We start from the raw sequence: 19,334 nt of genomic DNA, 5'->3' as shown, positions 1-19,334 counted from the left end.
GGAGGAGATTTTTGACGTGTCTAACTTAATTATTACCGGTATTATTGACGGACCACTGCCCGGTGGACTCCCGAAGGCGATCGAGTTATACGTCCTAGCTGACATTGCCGATCTCAGTATGTATGGCATTGAAGCCGCCACCAATGGCAATGCGAGCACCGGCCCAGAATTTACCCTCTCCGGCTCTGCAACGGCAGGGGATTACATTTACGTTGCCAGTGAGACATCAGGATTTAATAGCTTTTTTGGGTTTAATCCCAACTTTACCGATGGTGTAGCGAATATAAATGGGGACGATACAATAATTCTTTTTGAAAATGGTTCAATTGTTGATGTATTTGGCGAAATTGGTATAGACGGTACTGGCAGGCCCTGGGAACACCTTGACGGTTGGGCCTATCGCAACAATGGCGCCCTTCCGAGCAGCACTTTCAATGCGTCTGAGTGGACTTTTAGTGGAGTAGATGCCCTGGATGATGACGCGGCAAATGTGAATGCAACTGCTACACCATCTTGGCCGATCGCCAGTTTTAGTGCTGGTGGAACTAATGGACTAGACTTGTCTACCTATGTCCGCATTGGTCGCTATGACCTCCCTGTTCCCACCCGGACAGTGGCCCCCCCTGCTGGCAGTGAGCTAGCCCTGGAGGTTTCCGCCATTACCTACAATCCCGATACCAACACCCTTTTTGTGTTGGGGGATGAAGGAACGGCGATCGTTGAGATTGATAAGCGAGGTCAACTGATAAGCTCCATGACCTTGACGGCGGGGGACTTTGCTGACCCCGAAGGATTAACCTACGTGGGCAATGGTCAGTTTGTGCTGGTGGAAGAGCGGCTACGCCAAGCCAATCTATTTACCTATGCGGCGGGAGGAACCCTAAGCCGGGCCGATGTCCAGGCGGTCACCTTGGGCACCACGGTGGGCAACATTGGTTTAGAAGGAGTTTCCAAAGATCCCGTAACCGGTGGTTTTATTTTCGTCAAGGAAGTTAATCCCCAAGGCATTTTCCAAACCACCATTGATTTCGGTGCCGGTACAGCCAGCAATGGTTCTCCTACCACACAGGACTCCAGCAATTTATTTGATCCGGCTCTCCTCGGGATGACCGATATTGCCGATGTCTTTGCCCTGGCTAATTCCAGCTTTGTCAGTGGGGCGATCGCCAACAATTTGCTGGTGCTGGGTCAGGAAGATGGCAGGTTGGTGGAAGTTGATCGCTCCGGTAATATCCTGAGTGAATTGGTGATTAATGCCGATGCCGATAACCCCCTATCGGTCACAAACCAAGGTTTTGAGGGAGTAACCCTAGACAATGATGGCCTGCTCTACATCACCAGTGAAAGCGGCGGCGGCGATGGGAATCATCCCCAAGTGTGGGTTTATGCCCCTGCGGACTATGTCTTCAACAATGCGGCTCCGGTGACGGTCAGTGTGGCCAATGGAGTAAATAATTTATTGGAAAATGCTAATACCACCTCGGCGATTAAACTCGGCAATATTATTATTGGTGATGATTCCCTGGGAACCAATACGTTGAGTTTATCGGGAGCCGATGCTAGCAACTTTGAAATTGTCGGGAATGGGTTGTTCCTTAAGGCTGGTACTGTTCTAGATTTTTCCACCCAATCCAGTTATGAAGTGACGATCGCCGTGGATGATGCGACCCTGGGCAATACTCCCGATGCCATCACCACCTTCACCCTTGATATTACTAATACTGCCGGAATTTCCGACCTAATTATCTCTGAGGTTGCACCCTGGTCCAGTGGTAATAGCTCTGTGGGGGCAGACTGGTTTGAAGTCACCAATACTGGTGCCAATGCAATTGACATCACAGGCTGGAAGGTTGATGACGATTCCGCCAGCTTTGCCAATGCTTCCGCCCTTGCTGGTGTAACCAACATTGCCCCGGGTCAATCGGTGGTCTTTGTGGATGGTGATGCCAACACGATCACCGCCTTTATTGATCTTTGGTTTGGTGGGACAGCCCCCGCTGGCTTGGCGATCGGTACCTACGGTGGGCCCGGTTTGGGCACTGGTGGAGATGCGATTAATTTATTTGATGCCACGGGTTCACTAATCACAGGGGTAACCTTTGGCTCATCTCCATCCACCTCTCCCTTTAGCACATTCGATAATGCCCTCGGCAACCCCAGCGTCGCTAACCTAAGTACCGTGGGTAGCAATGGAGCCTTCAGTGTGATTGATGCCGGTGAAGGCGTTATTTTAAACGGTTCCCCGGGGGCGATCGCCGGCTCTGTCAGCTCAAATACAACGGTGGGAATTGCAGCCACAGGAGCTACAGGTTCCGAAAATGGCCCCACTCCGGGGGAGTTCACCATTCTCCGCACAGGTGATACCTCAACCGCCTTGGATGTGACCTATAGCATTAGCGGCGATGCGGCTAACGGTACGGACTACGCTGCCATTGATCCCACAACAGTAACGATTCCGGCGGGTCAGTCCCAAGTCAAGATCTCGATTAATCCCATTGATGACGTGATTATCGAATCCACAGAGTCCATCGTAATCACCCTAACGGACACAGCCAATTATGATGTGGCTACCAGTGCCTCCAGCGCTACGGTAAACATCGAGGACAATGACACTCCCATTACCGTCTCCAGGCTCCAAATTACTGAGTTTATGTACTCTGGCGCTGACGGCGAATTTATCGAGTTTACCAACATTGATACGTCGTCTGTGGATATGACAGGTTGGAGTTTTTCCGACAGTGGGCGAGTTGCAGGTTCAGTTGACCTGAGTGCTTTTGGGGTAGTGCAACCGGGTGAGTCGGTGATTTTAACGGAGGCAGACGCCGAGACATTCCGAACAGCTTGGAACTTGCCGGCAACAGCTAAAATTATTGGAGGACTTAGCCAAAATTTAGGTCGTAGTGATGAAATTAACCTGTACGATGCTACCGGTAACTTAGTAGATCGTCTCACCTACGGAGATCAAGATTTTTCTGGCACCATCCGTACTCAAAATTCCAGTGGCTGGATATCGGCTGACCAATTAGCAGATCAGGAAATTGATGCCGATTGGGTGCTGTCTTCAGTAGATGATGCCCAAAACTCCTACGCCTCAACGGGGGGTGATATCGGTAACCCCAGTATCTACATCACAGGTGTCGATCCCACTATAGTTAAAATCCATGAGATTCAAGGCACTGGTACTGCGAGTCCCTTAGTCAACAATGTTGTGACGATTGAGGCGATCGTGGTGGGAGACTTCCAAGACGGAGATGGGGATATCAGTCGCAATCTGCGGGGCTTCTACGTTCAGGAAGAAGATGCAGATGTTGATGGGAATGTTGCTACTTCAGAAGGGATTTTCATCTTTGAGAACGGCAACTTCATTACCGATGTTAACGTTGGCGACAAGGTTCAAATTACAGGAACCGTTGATGAATTCTTTGGTGAAACTCAGATTGATACGATCACCAACATCACGGTAATTAGTTCCGGCAACACCTTACCGACCGCTGCGAATATTACCCTGCCCACTGCCGGTACCACCGAGAGTCAGGGGGGAACGCCCCAGCCCGATCTGGAAGCTTTTGAAGGGATGTTGGTGAAATTCACTGATACCCTGACGATTACGGAAATGTTTAATCTCGATCGCTTTAATGAAATCAAACTCAGCCAAGGCGGTCGTCCCCAACAATTCACCCAGTTTAATGATGCTAATGTGGCAGGCTATGGGGCATACCGAGAGGAAATCGGTGCTCGCACCATTACCTACGATGATGGCCTGAGTGTGCAGAACGCAGAAATTAGCAATCTGGATGGTTTTGGTTCCAGCTTCAGCACCGCTAGTGATATTCGCATGGGCGACACAATCAATAACCTCACTGGCGTTCTCAGCTACCAGTGGGCAGGTAACGCTTCCAGTGGAGCTACTTGGCGGGTGCGCTCTGCTGTAGATGGGACAAATCAGTTTACTAAGGTGAACGATCGCCCTGTCACACCAGAAAATGTTGGCGGTTCCCTGAAGGTAACGGGCTTCAATGTCCTCAACTACTTCAAGACCATCGACCTGTCCGGTGTAAGCACGGCCATTGGTCAAGATCCCCGTGGGGCAGACACCACTGCGGAATTTGATCGCCAAACGGACAAACTGGTTACCGCCTTACTGGCGATCGATGCCGATGTGTTAGGCCTAGCGGAACTAGAAAATGATTTTCTCCCCGGCTCCAGTGGCAATGCTATTGAAAACTTGGTTAATGAGCTTAATGCGGTGGCCGGCGCAGGAACTTACAATTGGGTCAATCCCGGTACTCAGTTTCTTGGCACCGATGCGATCGCCGTTGGTCTGATTTACAAAGTTAGTGCGGTCAGTCTGGTCGGGGATGCTGCCATTTTAAATACCCAGGCTTTCCTTGACCCCAATAACACTGGCGAAAACCGCAACCGTCCAACGGTGGCCCAAACCTTCCGGGATTTAGTTACGGGTGAAACCTTCACCGCAGTGGTCAATCACTTTAAATCCAAAGGTGCTTCCGGTTTAACTGCTGGCGATGCCGGTAATCCCGATTCTGATCAAAATGATGGTCAGGGCTTCTGGAACGATACCCGCACCAAAGCTGCCCAGGAGTTAGTGACATGGCTCAATACCAATCCCACCGGGGTAAATGATTCGGATTATCTGCTTTTAGGTGACTATAATGCCTACGCCCAGGAAGATCCCATTAAAGCTCTGGAAAGCGCTGGTTATGTCAATCTCGGGGCCCAGTTCAGTGGCGGGACCAATACGTCCTATGTCTTTGATGGTCAAACCGGTACCCTGGACTATGCCTTTGCCAGTGCTAGCTTGGCAGCACAGGTAACTGGCGCAACAGAATGGGGGATCAACGCCGATGAAGCAGATGCCCTGGACTACAACCTCGACTTTGGGCGGGATGTCAATATTTTTGATGGTACGGTTCCCTATCGCTCCTCAGACCATGACCCCATAATTGTCGGCCTTAACCTTGCTTCCCCCGTTGAGCCGATCGCCAACGAAATTGGCGTAATGGCCGAAAATGGCTTCTTCTTTGTCCTACTTCCTGGGGGTGATGAAGTACAGCTTAAATTTAACAATCAACCCTTTGCCAGTGGCACCTTTGGCAATTGGCAAATTTTGGAAGCAGAAACGGTCAATGGCATCAATCAAGTGCTTTGGCAAAATCCCAACCTTGGTCAGATTGGTGTTTGGAATGCCGACTCCAACTGGAACTGGATTTCTTCGCAAACTTGGCCTACCAATTCCTTCAATACTCTGGAAGCAGAAGTTACCTTCCAGATTGACATCAACAACGATGACCTCCTTGGCGATCGCCTGACGACCGTGGAAAACCAAGGTTCTACAACTCTCCTGGAAGGCATCTTGGGTAATTACTACGTCCAATCTGGGGATGATTTAACCACACCAATCAAATACCTTGGGGAAGCCTTTGACAACAACCTCGGTAACTGGCAAGCCCTAGCGGCGGAAACTGTACAAGGGGTTAACCAAGTGCTGTGGCAAAACCTCAACACTAATCAAATTGGTGTTTGGAACTCTAGTGCTGACTGGAACTGGATTTCCTCCAGTGTGTTTGAAGCTGGTTCTCCCCAGGCGATCGCCCAGGCTGGCATTTTTGGTGTTGATCTGAATGCTGTAATTTAAGCTCCTAGTTTTCCCACAAGTAATATCCCCACTCCTAATTTTGCAGAGGTGGGGATTTTTTCGTATATGTGATGTCGGGAAATCCAGCAGGCTAGACTCTGTTCGTTCTAACTGTGGTTAACCTTTGGGAGAGAAAAACAGGAGGGGAAACCAACTGCGGTTCAAAATACTATCCGTCAAACTAGGTACTGTCCAATCTAATAGCGTAGCTCGGCGGCTGGCCACGGCGATCGCCGTAATGTCATTGACAAAGGCAGTGTCGAGAATTTCCTGCACAGGGCTACCATGGCGCACTTCGGTAATAATATTCGGCACCAGGGGGCTAAATTGTTGTTTGATTTCCGCTAGCTTGGCTTCCGCCTCCTGACGGCGGATTTCTAACAGTTCTGGACGGCGCATACCATCTTCCAAAATGGAGAGGAAGTAACAGGACTCAACCTTACCGGGGGGAGCCTTTTCCAAGGCACTTTTTAATCTTTCTATTAAATAATTACCCGCAGAACTAGCATCGTAGGGCACTAGTAAATTGCGCCAGAGATGTTGGCACCGCAAAGCCATTTCTTCAACGGTGTAAGTGCTGACCAATTGGGGGCGTAAAATCATCACCGGCACTTTGGTAGATTTCGCCAAGGAAAGGGTATGGCTGCCGAACAGTTTTGACTCTAAGTTACTCCGCACCGGCATGCCATTAATAATCAGATCAATGGCTTCCTGCTCCACCAACTGGTTTACCAAGTCCACATACCGCACGGAGGATACTTCTACTTTGACCTCTATCCCTGGAGGCACCTGACCCACCAAGGACTCCAGATAGGTTTTGGCTTCCTTCAGTTTGCTTTCGTCCACATCGGCTATGTGTTCATCCTCCCAAACGGAGACGGTGTGGAGAAAAATTAGTTTAGTGATGCCAGAGAGGGAAAGTTCTTCTACAAAGCCCGCTAGTCGTTGTAGTCCATCAGAAAAGTCGGTACAAATGAGGCAATGCTTAAACATAATAAAATCTGCCCTCCGCTGGCATGGTTGTTGCTAGTACTTTTGTCAAATTGTGAATCAATCTAATCTAAACCCATTGGCCCTTGGTCAAGATTGACCTTGGTGATCCTGTGGCCCATTTATTTCCCGATATCCACCGCTGCTCCTCTCCATTGGTCATGGGGCATCCAACCGAATGGCACCGGAGGATGCTGGGGCAATGTCAGGGAAAACATCGCTCCCCTGGGCTGATTATCTTGGACTGTGATGGCACCGCCATGGGCTTCGCTCATCATCTTACAGAATGCCAGACCCAAGCCAATTTGGGCAATGTTGGGCATGATGGTGCCCACTTCATAGGGCTCAAAAATTTTGAGCTTAAGTTCGTCCTTAATACCTGGCCCTTGGTCAATGAAGCAGATGGTGACTTTATCCTTATCTTCCGTTATGATCGCCACCTCCACCTTTGCGCCCGTGGGGGAAAACTTAATCGCATTGCTGAGCAAGTTACTAATAATACGCTGAAAAATGGGGGGATCTATTTTTGCAACTAAGGGCTTATTTTCCCATGTCCGTACCAGGGTTAATTGTTTTTGGCTGGCGATCGCCTCGTAATCATCCAGCACAGTCCCCATTAATGCCAACAGGTCGACTTCTTGATAGTCCAGACGAATCTTGCCATGTTCCTGTTTAGACACCACCAACATATCATCCACTAAATGCTGGATTTGTTGCCCGGCCTGGAGCAGGCGATCAAGTCTTTCCGGGGGCAAGGGAGCATCAGAATGACTCCTCTGCAAAACCTGTATCCCCAAAATCAGATTAGTGAGGGGATTGCGTAAATCGTGGACAATCATGTGCACCATTGATTCCCGTTGTTGCAGCAAATTGCCCAAAGCATCATACTGGTGCTTCAGTCGCAACATGGCCTGGATACGGGCCTGTAACTCCAATCCGTTCAAGGGCTTGGAGATAAAATCATCTGCCCCCGCCGCCAAACAATTAGCCAAGCTAAGTTTACTATCCAGGGCCGTCACCATAATAATTGGCAGGGCATGCCACCGAGCCGAAGCACGAATCATCCGACAAACTTCAACGCCACTTAGCCCCGGCATCATGACATCAAGCAACAGGAGGTCCGGCTGAAAGGTATCTAGATTGTCAATAGCTCGTTGGCCACTATCGGCGTAGTTGAGTTCATAACCCTGGTCCGCTAAGAGGGCATCGATAACGTCGAAATTATCGGGATCGTCATCTGCCACCAGAAGGGAAGCTGTTCCCATAGAGCGTTACTGCCGATGCTAATGCTTTGCAGAAGAGGATTCATTCCCCTCTTTTTCAGTGTACCGTGCACTTCCTCGTTCCACTAGATTGGAGCCCAAATATCATCAGAGTACTGCTTTTCCCGGGCCGGCAAATTGTGGACAAACAGTAACAAAAGTTGGCAGTGAACAATTCATTCCCTCCTAAGATGCCATCTTGAGAAAAATTTCACTTTTCCAGGGAGTTGATTTAGTATAGGCGATGAAACCGAAAAATTTTCCCCTTGCTCGTTATGTCCTGGGCGCCATGCTGGCATTTTTATTTGTCGGGGTGGCCCAAGCCCAAACGGAAACCACTTCCATTGCAGAAGTTACCTATGCAATCAATAATCTATTCTTACTAGCTGCAGCAGTTTTAGTACTGTTCATGCAGGCTGGCTTTGCCATGTTGGAAGCCGGGCTGTCTTCCCACAAAAACACAGTTAATGTGCTGTTTAAAAACACTTTTGATGTTTGTGTGGGAGTGTTACTTTATTTCCTTTTTGGCTACAGCCTCATGTACGGCGAAAACCCGGTGTTGGGCGGCTTTTTTGGCTGGGGTGGCTTTGGCATCACCAATAATCTGGATAATGTCGAAGGGCTTAGTCCCCAGGTGGATTGGTTGTTCCAGGCAGCCTTTGCAGCTACGGCGGCCACCATTGTGTCCGGGGCGGTGATGGGGAGGATGTATTTCAAAGCCTATCTAATTTACTCCGCCGTGATTACCGGGTTGGTCTATCCCATCAGTGGCCATTGGAAGTGGGGAGGGGGTTGGCTTGATAAATTGGGTTTCCACGACTTTGCTGGTTCTCTTCTGGTGCATTCCGTGGGAGGCTTTGCAGCCCTGGCGGCGGTGGTGGTAATGGGACCTCGTATTGGTCGTTTTGAGGGCAACAAAATTAATAGTCTGGGTTATCAGGGGATTACATCCAGTTCCCTGGGGGTGTTTATTCTCTGGGTGGGCTGGTATGGCTTTAATCCCGGTAGTCAATTAGCCTTTGTGGGGGCTTTAAATACCAATACAACTATGTTAATTGCGGTGAACACCACTCTGTCCGCAGCAGCGGGGGGATTGGCGGCCTTGGCCTTTGACTGGATTACTGAGAATAAGCGCAAACCTAATTTGCTGGTAACCCTGAATGGTATTTTGGGCGGCTTGGTGGGCATTACCGCCGGTTGTGACACCGTTAGTAATTGGTCGGCGATCGCCATTGGTGTAGTGGCAGGCATTTTGTCGGTGCTGGGCACTAAGCTGTTGGACCGTCTACGCATTGACGATGGGGTGGGCGCTTGGCCTGTCCACGGTTTATGCGGCATTTGGGGCGGTATCGCCGTGGGTATTTTTAGCACCAACGTTGAACATAAACTTAGCGCTCAAATCGTCGGCTCCTTGGTGATTCCCTTTTGGGCCTTCATCACCATGTTTTTCCTCTTCTACGTCATGGATCTTTGGGGCATATTACGGGTAAAACCGTCCCAGGAAAAAGTGGGGCTCGATATTGTTGAACATGGTCAAACCGAGAAAGGGGTGGAGATTGCGTTTGAAGACTAGGCGCTGATTGGCTCAACCCAAAAGTACAGTTAACCCCCAGAATCCGGAAAGGTTGCCCAACTTTGCTAGGATTTTAGGGGGATTTTTGTGCCGTCGTTCCCCCGAGGTTAAAAGGTTAAATGGAAACGCAATGTCGACCCCAGGTTCGTTGCTTAGATCCCATACAGGGCAAGGAAACACGGGTGACGGTAATAGTACGGGGTAGGGCCATTGTGGCCGTTGAAGATGATTCTTACCCGATACCGGCGGATGCGGCGGTTATACCCGGAGAAAATTTGCTTTTGGCCCCTAGCTTGGCAGATCTGTACAGCTACAGTGGTGAGCCTGGGTACGAAGACAGGGAAACCCTCAGTCAATTGGTGAAAACGGCGATCGCCGGTGGGTTTGGGGACGTGGCTATTTTACCCAACACCGATCCTCCCCTGGATCAACCCCAAACTTTGCAATGGTTAAAGCAACGGTTAAACCAGATAGAAGGGGTCAATGCTCACCATCAGCCCCCTGGAGACCCTCAAGCGGAAAATCGGCCAGATTCGGCCCCAGTCCAATGCCATTGGTGGGGGAGTGTCACCCAAGGGAACCAGGGCAAGCAGTTAACGGAATGGGGAGAGCTAGACCAAGCAGGGGTAATTGGCTTCAGCGATGGGGGCGCAATTCAAGATTGGCGGTTACTACAGCGGGCTTTGGAATATGGAGCCATAGCCGGCAAACCTTTAGCTTTGGTGCCCCTTAATCTTTCCCTGCGGGGAAATGGGGTAATGCGGGAAGGGCCCTTGGCGATTCAGTTGGGCCTGCCACCGGATCCGGTGATGTCCGAAGCGGCGGTGATCGCCAGTTTGCTGGAATTGTTGCCCCATTATGGGACTCCCGTGCATTTCATGCGAATTTCCACCGCCCGGGGCGTAGAATTAATTGTCCAAGCTAAAAGTCAGGGTTTAAATTGCACCGCCAGCGTCAATTGGCACCATCTCCTGCTCAGTAATGAGGCGATCGCCCATGGTTTACCGCCCCACACTCCCCACTACGATCCCAATTTGCGTTTTGACCCTCCCCTGGGTAACGAAGGCGATCGGCTAGCGCTAATCGAAGGGGTTAAATCCGGCGTCATTGATGCCATTGCGGTGGACCACCAAGCCTTCACTTACGAAGAAAAGACCCAAACCTTTGCGGAAACTCCCCCCGGGGCGATCGGTTATGAATTGGTTTTGCCCTGTTTATGGCAAGGGTTAGTGGAAAAAAATCTGATAACTCCAATGGCATTGTGGCGAGCTTTGAGCACCAATCCCCGGCGATGCTTAGGTTTACCAGAAGTTAGTAATTCCCGTATTTTGTTTGATCCCGATCAGGCTTGGACCCTAAAAAGGGGCACTTTGCAAACTTCCGCCTACAACAGTCCTTGGTGGAATCACAGCTTAAAAGGTCGAGTGGTGGCGTGGGAAAGTTAATTTGGTCAGCTTTTTAAAATACTTGCAGGCAAACACTGAGATTAATCAGACAAAAAAATTATGGATATTCACCGCTTACCAGCCCTGGCCGATAACTATATTTTCCTCCTCCATGATCGCCAGAGGAATCAGGCCGCAGTGGTGGATCCGGCGGAAGCTAAACCTGTATTGGATTGTCTAGAAACCTTAGGAGCCGATTTAGTTACCATTTATAACACCCATCACCATGGGGACCATGTGGGAGCGAATCGAGAGCTGTTAGCAAAATATCCCAATCTGGAAGTTTACGGGGGAGTCGAAGATCAGGGACGTATTCCCGGCCAAACGGTGTTTCTGCGAGACGGCGATCGCCTCAGTTTTGCTGATAGGGAAGCCACAGTTTATTTTGTACCAGGCCACACTAGGGGCCACATTGCCTACTATTTTGCTCCAGGGTCAGGAGAAACCATCGGGGATTTATTTTGCGGTGACACCATTTTTGCTGGGGGCTGTGGCCGATTGTTTGAAGGCACTCCCGCCCAGATGGTGCAATCCATCGGCAAATTACGCCAACTACCAGATCAAACCCGTCTGTGGTGCGCCCACGAATACACCCTAGGTAACCTCAAATTTGCCCTCACCGTTGACCCCAGCAACAAGGATCTTCAGGAACGGTTCCAGACAGTGCAAGGCGATCGCCAACGGGGCCAGGCCACCATTCCATCTTGGTTGGGCACAGAAAAACGCACCAATCCCTTTCTGCGGTGGGACAATCCAGCTATTCAAGCTAGGGTAGGAATGACGGAGCCAGCTCGGGTATTTGGCAAGCTCCGGGGCATGAAGGACAACTTCTAGCTTTTTGCCGGGAAATAAGCTGATTTAGGCAGAGCTATCAGCTATCTCGATTGTACGCAAGCAGCAATAAGCCAACTCCCTAGCGCAGTCCCAACCAGGCCAACACCCCTTGGTTAGTGAAATATTCGATCACCAGGATGAGGAGAAATCCCACCATGGCAGCCCGGCCATTGAGCTTTTCCGCGTAGTTGTTGAAGCCAAATTTGGGATCTTCCTGCACGGGGGTTTGGTTCGGTTGTAGTTCTTCACTCATGGGATTTCCTGGGATAATTAACTTAGTTTACAATTCTTTACCTTTTAGCTTGAGTAAGTTACCCCGTCAATGGGTACGTCAGAGTTGAAAGGATTATTCATTGCCGCCTGGGCCTGCAATTCCAACTCCAGTAACCTCTGGGCTTCTGCGTCCGCCGCGGCCATTTCATCCAGCCATTGCCACACCAATTGCATCAAATCATCTAAGCCTCTCCGGGTGGCCGCCGAAATGTGCAAACAGGGAGCAGTACTGAATCGTTTTAATTCCGTTTCAATTTCCCCAATCATTTCCCCGTCCAGCGCATCAATTTTATTCAAAGCAATGATCTGGGGTTTTTCCGTTATCCCCCGGCCATAGGCGTCCAACTCCTGCTGAATCACCCGAAAATTGGCGATCGGATCCCCTGCAGTGACGTCTAAAACGTGGAGCAGTAAACGAGTCCGTTCAATGTGGCGCAAAAATTCATGACCCAAACCAATGCCCGCTGCCGCCCCTTCGATTAGCCCGGGAATATCAGCAAAAACGGTGCCATCCCCGGTGGGTTTTCGCACCACTCCCAGGTTGGGAACCAGGGTAGTAAAGGGATAGTCGGCAATTTTTGGACGAGCCGCCGACAAAGCTGCAATTAGGGTGGATTTCCCGGCATTGGGTAAACCAATAATGCCCACTTCCGCCAGCAGTTTTAGCTCTAGCCGTAGCTGTCGCTGTTCCCCCTCCAATCCCGGTAGGGCGTATTCCGGAGCCCGGTTGCGGTTGCTAAGGAAATGTTGATTACCCAAACCACCTTTGCCCCCCGCCGCCACACAAAGCCTTTGCCCAGGGCTAACTAAATCTCCCAAGAGGCATTCCCCGTCCAAGTCATACACCATGGTGCCACAGGGAACTTGCACCACCACATCCTTGCCATTGGCCCCGGTGCAATTGCTAGAGCCGCCTTTTTTGCCGTCTTCCGCTTTAAAAATCCTGGCGTAGCGAAAATCCAACAGGGTTTGCAGATTGGCATCCGCTTCAAAAATTACCGAGCCACCCCGGCCCCCATTGCCCCCGGAAGGGCCCCCTGCTGGCACATACTTTTCCCGCCGAAAGGACACCATGCCATCGCCGCCTTTGCCGCCCTGAACTTCGATCTCCGCTTGATCAATAAATTGCATTCTCTAAAACTTACTTCCTGTTAATTCTGACTAAAAATAGACTTCAATTTTCCGAATAGCCTCTCTCCAAATGATATAACTCTTAGGGTGCTGAGGTGGGCTGTGACTTCGCCATTGCCAAGGATTTTCTTCTGTTTTTCTTAACTAAGCCAATTTCCATGAAGCTTTCGGTTATCATTCCGATTTATAACGAAATCCAAACCATCGAAAAAATTCTCAAAAAAATTACCACGGTAATGCCTGAAATCCCCAAGGAAATTGTCATGGTGGACGATGGCTCTAAGGATGGTACGAGGGAATGGTTGGTGGATACCTTTGGCGATCCGGAACAGCATCCCGTTTTAGCCAACGTCAACTTAGCGGGTAAATTCCAGTGCTTTCCCCTTGATCAATCGGCGGAAACCAACGGCGATCGCCAGGGGAACAGTTTTGTTATGCCCAAGGAATGGGAAGTGAAAGTAATTTTCCATCGTCAGAATCAGGGCAAAGGGGGGGCTCTCCACACTGCTTTTGCCGCCGCCACCGGGGATGTGTTGATTATTCAAGATGCGGATTTGGAATACGACCCCGAGGATTGGGGTCCCATGTGGAAGTTAATTGATGGGGGTTGGGCCGATGTGGTGTACGGTTCCCGCTTCTACGGCAATCCCCATCGGGTGCTCTATTTCCATCATTATTTAGGCAATAAATTGATCACCAGTTTGATTGATTTGGTCTGTAATATTAACCTCACTGACATTGAAGTTTGTTACAAAATGTTTCGACGGGAAGTGTTGGAGGATTTACGTTTAACCTGTAATGATTTCGGTTTCGAAGTTGAATTTACAATGAAGGTAACCCGATCGCCGAAGCGATGGCGAATTTATGAAGTGGGGGTGGCCTATTATGGCCGTACCTTTGCGGAAGGAAAGAAAATCAATTGGCGAGATGGGGTTAAAGCTTTGGGCTACATTGCCAAATTTTGGTTAACCAACGCTTAAGGTTTCGCAACTACAACTTTTATCCTCCGGAGGCACACCATGCAAAGTAAATTTTGGTTTGAATTTCTCCAGACCTTGCCCACCCTGCCAGGGGACACTGTTCCCGTAATGGCCATACAGGCTAGTCCAGGTGAAACTTCAGGAGAGTTAATCATTGCCCAAGCCCCCAATCAGACTTTGGATAATAATAATTCTGCCTTGGGAGGTTTGTCGCCACTGTTATTTTTTCCGGTGGTAATTATTGCGGTCATTTTTCTGATTTTAGTGACCATTTTTCTTTATACCCGCTTTTACGTCATTGCCCCCAATAACGAAGCTTTAGTCAGAACTGGCGGCGTTTTTAAAAAAGAGCAAATGGTGATTCTCCACGGAGGCTGCATTGTCATTCCCGGTTTCCATGAAATTACCAGGGTCTCCCTAAGGGAAATTTCTATCGATGTGGTGCGGGCAGGGAATTTGGCTGTGCGGACCCAGGATTATATGCGGGCCAATATGCGAGTGACTTTCTACGTTTGCATTACCCCCAACCGCAATGAAATTTTAACAGCGGCGGCCAGGCTTTCTAAAAAAGGGCAAATTTCGGAAGCGGATATTAAAGATGCTCTGGAAAAACGGGCCGATGATGCCATTCGAGCGGCGGCGAAAAAGAAAAAATTGGCGGAATTGGATTCCGATAAATTGGGTTTTGCTGATGAAGTGTTGAACCTGATCCAAGGTGATTTACGTAAAGTTGGTTTAACCCTCAATAACATTGCCATTTCCGAAATTGAAGAAAGTGATACCTACGACGAAAATAACTTTTTTGATGCCCAGGGAGTGCGGTTAAGAACGGAAACGATCCAACGATCCATCCAACAAAAACGGGAGGTGGAGTTAACCACCAGGGTGGCCATTGAACAGGGAGAATTGGAAGCTGAGAAAAAGAGTTTAGCCATTAAACGGGAGCAGGAAGACGCCAATATTACCCAACAAAAAGAAATTGAATTACTCAAACTAGCCCAACGGAAGGAATTGGAATCCCAGGAAGCCCAACAGCAACGGGAAATTCAAGAGGCAAAGGATAAGGAGGAGGCGAAAAAGGAACGGAATAAAATTCTCCAGGAACAGGCGGTGGAGGAGGAACGGATTCAGAAAGAATTAGCTATTCAAAATAGTCAAATTGCGTCGGCGATCGCCTTGGAGGAACGGAATAAGGAGCTAAAAGTGGCCCAGGCGTTGCAAAAACAGGAAGCGGAGGTGGCGGAAATTCAACGGAAGAAAACCATCGAGGCTTCCCAACTGCAAGCTAAGGCGGAAATTGCCCTGGCCGAACAAAAAACCCAAATCACCGAACAAACAGCGGCGATCGCCATTGCCAATAAACAGAAGGAACGGTTAGAGGCGGAAGCCCTGCGGGCCGAGGCAGAATCCGGGGTAATTACCGCCCAGGAAGTGGAAGCGGCGGAAAGGGCTCAAAAATTAGCAGTGATTGTGGCCCAACAGGATGCCCAACAACATCGCATCGCTGAACAAAACGTGGTGGAAATTGACGTATTCCGGCGGCGGCGGCAAGCGGAAAGTGCCAGGCAAGCGGCGGAATTGGAAGCGGAATCCATCCGCACCCTGGCCGATGCCAACCGCCACAAAGCTATGGCTGAAGCGGAGGGACAAAAAGCCATTATCGAAGCCCATAACAGTTTAAGTAATGCTAATCGCACAGCGGAGTTATTAAAAACCATCTGGCCGGAACTGGTTACCCAACTGCCGGATCTAATCAAAGCGTTGGCGCCCCAGCCCGGGGTTTTGGGGGAATCCCGCATTTACTCTTTCCCTGGGTTAAGTGGGAGCAATGGCAATGGTAGTAACAGCGGAGACATCAATAAATTACTGCTTTCCACCAGTGGCCTCACCCTGCTCAATGGTTTGTTGAATGAAGGCAAACTCAGCACCGTAGTTGACCAGGTTAAATCCCTACTCCAGGATCCCCCGTCGGTTTCCCCCCCTTCTGCTGCTGTCAGTGAAGACGATTGGCCTGACCTCGCTCCCCCCACTGAGACAAATTTTTCCCCGGAGGAAATTTAGCGGGGATCAACGGCGATCGCTACTGATAGGGGGGTAGACCCCCATCACCAAAGCCCCCAATAATGAGGGAAGATGGTATGACTGGAACTAAACCTTGCTGAGTCCTGGTTTTTCCGGTCTATCTCTGCAGGCCTCCACCTTCCCCTGTGTCCATGTTTGACTTCGATCTACTATTCAACTCGTCCTTTGCTGTTGTCCTCAAAATCCCATTGACGTTGCTAGTGTTAATTGCCCTTGAGGCAGTGCTATCGGCGGATAATGCCATTGCCCTAGCCGCCATCGCCCAGGGTTTACCCAATCCGGACCAGCAACGACGAGCTTTGAACGCAGGGTTAGTCATTGCCTATGTGCTTAGGGTTCTGTTGATTATCAGTGCTTCCTTTGTGTTGCAATATTGGCAGTTTGAGTTGGCGGGGGCATTGTACCTGCTCTGGCTGGTGGGGAGTTATTTTTTGTCTCCCGATGAAGGGGAAAATCATCATAAGGCTTTTGAGTTTAGTTCCTTTTGGCAAGCGATCCCCCTGATTGCCTTCACCGATTTAGCCTTTTCCCTCGATAGTGTCACTACGGCGATCGCCGTGGCGGATCAGTTATGGCTGATTATTGTGGGGGGCACCATTGGGGTGATTGCCCTCAGGTTTTTAGCGGGTTTATTTATTCGTTGGTTAGAGATTTTTACCCGCCTCAAAGATGCTGGTTTTATCACAGTGGGGTTAGTGGGTCTGCGCCTACTGCTCAGAGTCATTAACCCTGAGTTAGTGCCGCCACAATTGTTGATGATCGTCATAATTGGGCTACTGTTTGCTTGGGGCTTTTCGGAGCGACGTCCATCGGAGCTAGTGGAAGAAATTGTCCATAGCGGCGAACAGAAGTAAATTTTAGAGATCACTTATGGACTTGTTAGAGTACCAGGCCAAGGAACTATTTCAGCAAGTGGGCATTCCCATTTTGCCTTCCCAGACTATCCAAAACACCACTGCCCTCAAACGGTTGCAAATTCCCTACCCCATGGTGCTCAAATCCCAGGTGCGGGCGGGGGGCCGGGGTAAGGCCGGCGGGGTTAGGTTTGTGGAAAATACCATTGATGCCATTGCCGCCGCTTCGGCCATTTTCCATTTGCCCATTGCGGATGAGTACCCAGAGGTGATTTTGGCTGAGGCCCGCTACGATGCCCAGTCGGAATTATTTTTGGCGATCGTGCTGGACTACCAACGGCAGTGCCCTGTGTTAATGGGTTCCAGCGAGGGGGGCATTGATGTGGAAACCCTGTTGGAGCAAATGCAGAGCGTTTCCCTGCGGACTAACTTTTCTCCCTATCTAGCCCGACGGCTAGCGGTGAAAATGGGTTTGACCGGGCCCCTGGTGACTGCGGTGAGCGGCATCATCGGCAAAATGTATGAATTGTTTGTCACCTATGACTTGGACGTGATTGAAATTAATCCCCTGGGTATTAGTGCTGACGGGGAGGTGATGGCCCTGGACGGCAAAATTACAGTCAACGATACGGCGATCAACCGGCATCCGGATTTGATCAATTGGCGATCGGAGCAATGGACGGGGCATAGTTGGCTGCCGGGGAACTTGGCCCAGGGACAAATTGGCCTAATTTGTAACAGTGAAGGGCTAGCCCTGAGTACGTGGGACCTGCTCAATTCCTTCGGCATCACCGGCGCCTATTTATTGGATGAAGGTCGCAGTGACATAACCCTGGGGGAACAACTGGAATTGGCCTTTAACCACCTCAGCCAGGCCCCCAATTTAAAAGGAATTTTTGTTAACCTGGCCACCAGAGCAACGGACACCTCGGCCTTGGCGGAAGATTTACGGTCTTTTTTACCCCTGCCCCCCAACCTCTCCAGTGAAGACCGCAGTTTACGGGGGACGGGCCCCAGTTTGCCCCAGCGCCAACGGGTTCCCCAACGGCAAACCTATACAGGGGAAGTGCTACCGGTGGTTATCCGATTTAGCCAGGGAAATTTAGATCATCTCCAGCAGATGTACGACAACAGCCTTGTCCATTGGCACAATGATTTGGAAACGGCGATCGCCAAGATGCTGAGTTTGATGCCCCAAGAGACGGCATTGGCCCAGGGATAACTGTGGCCATTATTCCCCTAGATTGGCAATGTTTATCTAAGTTGGGGGAGAGCAAATTTTGAGCAAATTCTTGAGCTTTTTCAGCCACCATCCATCCCGATCGCCCCGCATATGGACGGACATACTGCTGCGTTGGCAAGGTTCCGTTATTCCGGCGATCGCCTCCCGGGTGCTAGTGTGTATGGCCTTTTCCCTGGGGGTGACCCTGGTGGATGGTTGGGGATATAAATTTTCCATTCCCATCCAGGAGAGCATTGTGCCCAGCATTGTGTTGGGATTGCTGTTAGTGTTTCGCACCAACACCGCCTATGAACGTTTTTGGGAAGGACGCAAAGCTTGGGGCACCATGGTCAACACCATTCGTAACCTCTCTCGGATCATTTGGGTTTCGGTGGCAGAACCCAGTCCCCAAGCCCACCAAGACAAAATTAAAATTCTGCATCTTCTGGTGGCCTTTGCCGTGGCCACAAAGTTACACCTGCGCTCTCAACCCCTAAATGAAGAAATTTGGGCTCTGTTGCCGGAATCCGGTTACCGGAAGCTTGAGGACCTAAATAATCCACCCTTAGAAATCGCCTTTTGGATCAGTAATTATCTGCAACGGGAATACGACCAAAACAATATTAATGCCTATCAGCTCACCGCCATGTTGCGCTTGGTAGACACCATGGTGGATGTGTTGGGCAGTTGCGAACGAATTTTAAAAACCCCCATTCCCCTGGCCTACGCCATCCATTTGCGCCAGCTAATCTTTCTCTATTGCTTCATTACCCCTTTCCAGATTGTGAATACCCTCCATTGGGCCACGGCTTTTGTGGTGGGAATTATCGCTTTCACTGTCTTCGGCATTGAAGAAATTGGAGTGGAGATTGAAAACCCCTTCGGCCACGATGCCAACGATCTGCCCTTAGACCAAATTTGCCAGACTATGCAGGCCAACCTGGAAGATTTAATCCAGTTACCCCCCTGGCACCAGATCTCCCATGGGGACTAGTGTTTATTCATTTATCCATGTAGAACTGCCCGACATTA

The 19,334-nt window shown here is 49.9% G+C and carries 13 protein-coding genes; 9 read left to right on the top strand and 4 right to left on the bottom strand.

What is annotated here, in order from left to right:
- Positions 1–16 precede the first annotated feature (16 nt).
- Positions 17–5,656, top strand: a complete 5,640-nt coding sequence (locus tag C7I86_RS01980) for an ExeM/NucH family extracellular endonuclease (RefSeq protein WP_010871584.1) — start codon at positions 17–19, stop codon at positions 5,654–5,656.
- Between the two features lie 117 nt (positions 5,657–5,773).
- Here the strand turns inward: C7I86_RS01980 and C7I86_RS01975 are convergent, their stop codons facing one another.
- Both C7I86_RS01975 and C7I86_RS01970 read right to left on the bottom strand, forming a co-directional pair.
- Positions 5,774–6,649, bottom strand: coding sequence for a universal stress protein (locus C7I86_RS01975; protein ID WP_010871583.1), 876 nt, complete (start codon positions 6,647–6,649; stop codon positions 5,774–5,776).
- Between the two features lie 119 nt (positions 6,650–6,768).
- Positions 6,769–7,911 carry a hybrid sensor histidine kinase/response regulator gene (locus tag C7I86_RS01970; RefSeq protein ID WP_010871582.1) on the bottom strand — a complete coding sequence of 381 codons (1,143 nt, stop codon included), beginning with the start codon at positions 7,909–7,911 and terminating at the stop codon, positions 6,769–6,771.
- A 241-nt stretch (positions 7,912–8,152) separates the two neighbouring features.
- On the opposite strand from C7I86_RS01970, the gene C7I86_RS01965 reads away from it, so the two are divergent.
- The 3 genes from C7I86_RS01965 to gloB all read left to right on the top strand — a co-directional run bounded on the left by C7I86_RS01965 (position 8,153) and on the right by gloB (position 11,760).
- Positions 8,153–9,481, top strand: a complete 1,329-nt coding sequence (locus C7I86_RS01965) for an ammonium transporter (RefSeq protein WP_010871581.1) — start codon at positions 8,153–8,155, stop codon at positions 9,479–9,481.
- 119 nt (positions 9,482–9,600) lie between these two features.
- Entirely contained in the window at positions 9,601–10,926 is a 1,326-nt protein-coding gene (locus tag C7I86_RS01960) for a dihydroorotase (protein WP_010871580.1), read from the top strand.
- A 60-nt stretch (positions 10,927–10,986) separates the two neighbouring features.
- Positions 10,987–11,760, top strand: a complete 774-nt coding sequence (gene gloB, locus C7I86_RS01955) for a hydroxyacylglutathione hydrolase (protein WP_010871579.1) — start codon at positions 10,987–10,989, stop codon at positions 11,758–11,760.
- A gap of 79 nt (positions 11,761–11,839) precedes the next feature.
- Here gloB and C7I86_RS01950 read toward each other — a convergent pair whose 3' ends face one another.
- Together C7I86_RS01950 and obgE are read right to left on the bottom strand one after the other, a co-directional pair.
- Positions 11,840–12,013 carry a chlorophyll a/b-binding protein gene (locus tag C7I86_RS01950; RefSeq protein WP_010871578.1) on the bottom strand — a complete coding sequence of 58 codons (174 nt, stop codon included), beginning with the start codon at positions 12,011–12,013 and terminating at the stop codon, positions 11,840–11,842.
- A 44-nt stretch (positions 12,014–12,057) separates the two neighbouring features.
- Positions 12,058–13,164, bottom strand: a complete 1,107-nt coding sequence (gene obgE / locus C7I86_RS01945; RefSeq protein WP_010871577.1) for a GTPase ObgE — start codon at positions 13,162–13,164, stop codon at positions 12,058–12,060.
- Between the two features lie 158 nt (positions 13,165–13,322).
- Between obgE and C7I86_RS01940 the strand changes: the two genes are divergently transcribed.
- From C7I86_RS01940 to C7I86_RS01920, 5 genes are all read left to right on the top strand, one after another.
- Positions 13,323–14,144 (top strand): glycosyltransferase family 2 protein, encoded by an 822-nt coding sequence (locus C7I86_RS01940; RefSeq protein ID WP_223211332.1) that lies wholly within the window; start codon positions 13,323–13,325, stop codon positions 14,142–14,144.
- A gap of 39 nt (positions 14,145–14,183) precedes the next feature.
- The gene (locus tag C7I86_RS01935) at positions 14,184–16,205 is read left to right on the top strand and encodes a flotillin family protein (RefSeq protein WP_010871575.1); all 2,022 of its coding nucleotides are present in this window, start codon (positions 14,184–14,186) and stop codon (positions 16,203–16,205) included.
- 146 nt (positions 16,206–16,351) lie between these two features.
- Positions 16,352–17,080 carry a membrane protein gene (locus tag C7I86_RS01930; RefSeq protein WP_010871574.1) on the top strand — a complete coding sequence of 243 codons (729 nt, stop codon included), beginning with the start codon at positions 16,352–16,354 and terminating at the stop codon, positions 17,078–17,080.
- Between the two features lie 16 nt (positions 17,081–17,096).
- Positions 17,097–18,302 (top strand): succinate--CoA ligase subunit beta, encoded by a 1,206-nt coding sequence (locus tag C7I86_RS01925; RefSeq protein WP_010871573.1) that lies wholly within the window; start codon positions 17,097–17,099, stop codon positions 18,300–18,302.
- 58 nt (positions 18,303–18,360) lie between these two features.
- Positions 18,361–19,296, top strand: a complete 936-nt coding sequence (locus tag C7I86_RS01920) for a bestrophin family protein (protein ID WP_228670066.1) — start codon at positions 18,361–18,363, stop codon at positions 19,294–19,296.
- Positions 19,297–19,334 lie beyond the last annotated feature (38 nt).

The sequence above is a fragment of the Synechocystis sp. IPPAS B-1465 genome, from assembly GCF_003015225.1.
Taxonomy (GTDB): Bacteria; Cyanobacteriota; Cyanobacteriia; order Cyanobacteriales; family Microcystaceae; genus Synechocystis.
The sequence above is the reverse complement of the archived record's forward strand: the minus strand, read 5'-3'. Positions and strand labels throughout refer to the sequence as shown.

What these genes read in the sequence shown, in the direction of transcription:
- C7I86_RS01975 (WP_010871583.1), bottom strand. Translation starts at nt 6,649, where the DNA reads ATGTTTAAGCATTGCCTCATTTGTACCGACTTTTCTGATGGACTACAA.
- C7I86_RS01970 (WP_010871582.1), bottom strand. Translation starts at nt 7,911, where the DNA reads ATGGGAACAGCTTCCCTTCTGGTGGCAGATGACGATCCCGATAATTTC.
- C7I86_RS01965 (WP_010871581.1), top strand. Translation starts at nt 8,153, where the DNA reads ATGAAACCGAAAAATTTTCCCCTTGCTCGTTATGTCCTGGGCGCCATG.
- C7I86_RS01960 (WP_010871580.1), top strand. Translation starts at nt 9,601, where the DNA reads ATGGAAACGCAATGTCGACCCCAGGTTCGTTGCTTAGATCCCATACAG.
- gloB (WP_010871579.1), top strand. Translation starts at nt 10,987, where the DNA reads ATGGATATTCACCGCTTACCAGCCCTGGCCGATAACTATATTTTCCTC.
- C7I86_RS01950 (WP_010871578.1), bottom strand. Translation starts at nt 12,013, where the DNA reads ATGAGTGAAGAACTACAACCGAACCAAACCCCCGTGCAGGAAGATCCC.
- obgE (WP_010871577.1), bottom strand. Translation starts at nt 13,164, where the DNA reads ATGCAATTTATTGATCAAGCGGAGATCGAAGTTCAGGGCGGCAAAGGC.
- C7I86_RS01940 (WP_223211332.1), top strand. Translation starts at nt 13,323, where the DNA reads ATGAAGCTTTCGGTTATCATTCCGATTTATAACGAAATCCAAACCATC.
- C7I86_RS01935 (WP_010871575.1), top strand. Translation starts at nt 14,184, where the DNA reads ATGCAAAGTAAATTTTGGTTTGAATTTCTCCAGACCTTGCCCACCCTG.
- C7I86_RS01925 (WP_010871573.1), top strand. Translation starts at nt 17,097, where the DNA reads ATGGACTTGTTAGAGTACCAGGCCAAGGAACTATTTCAGCAAGTGGGC.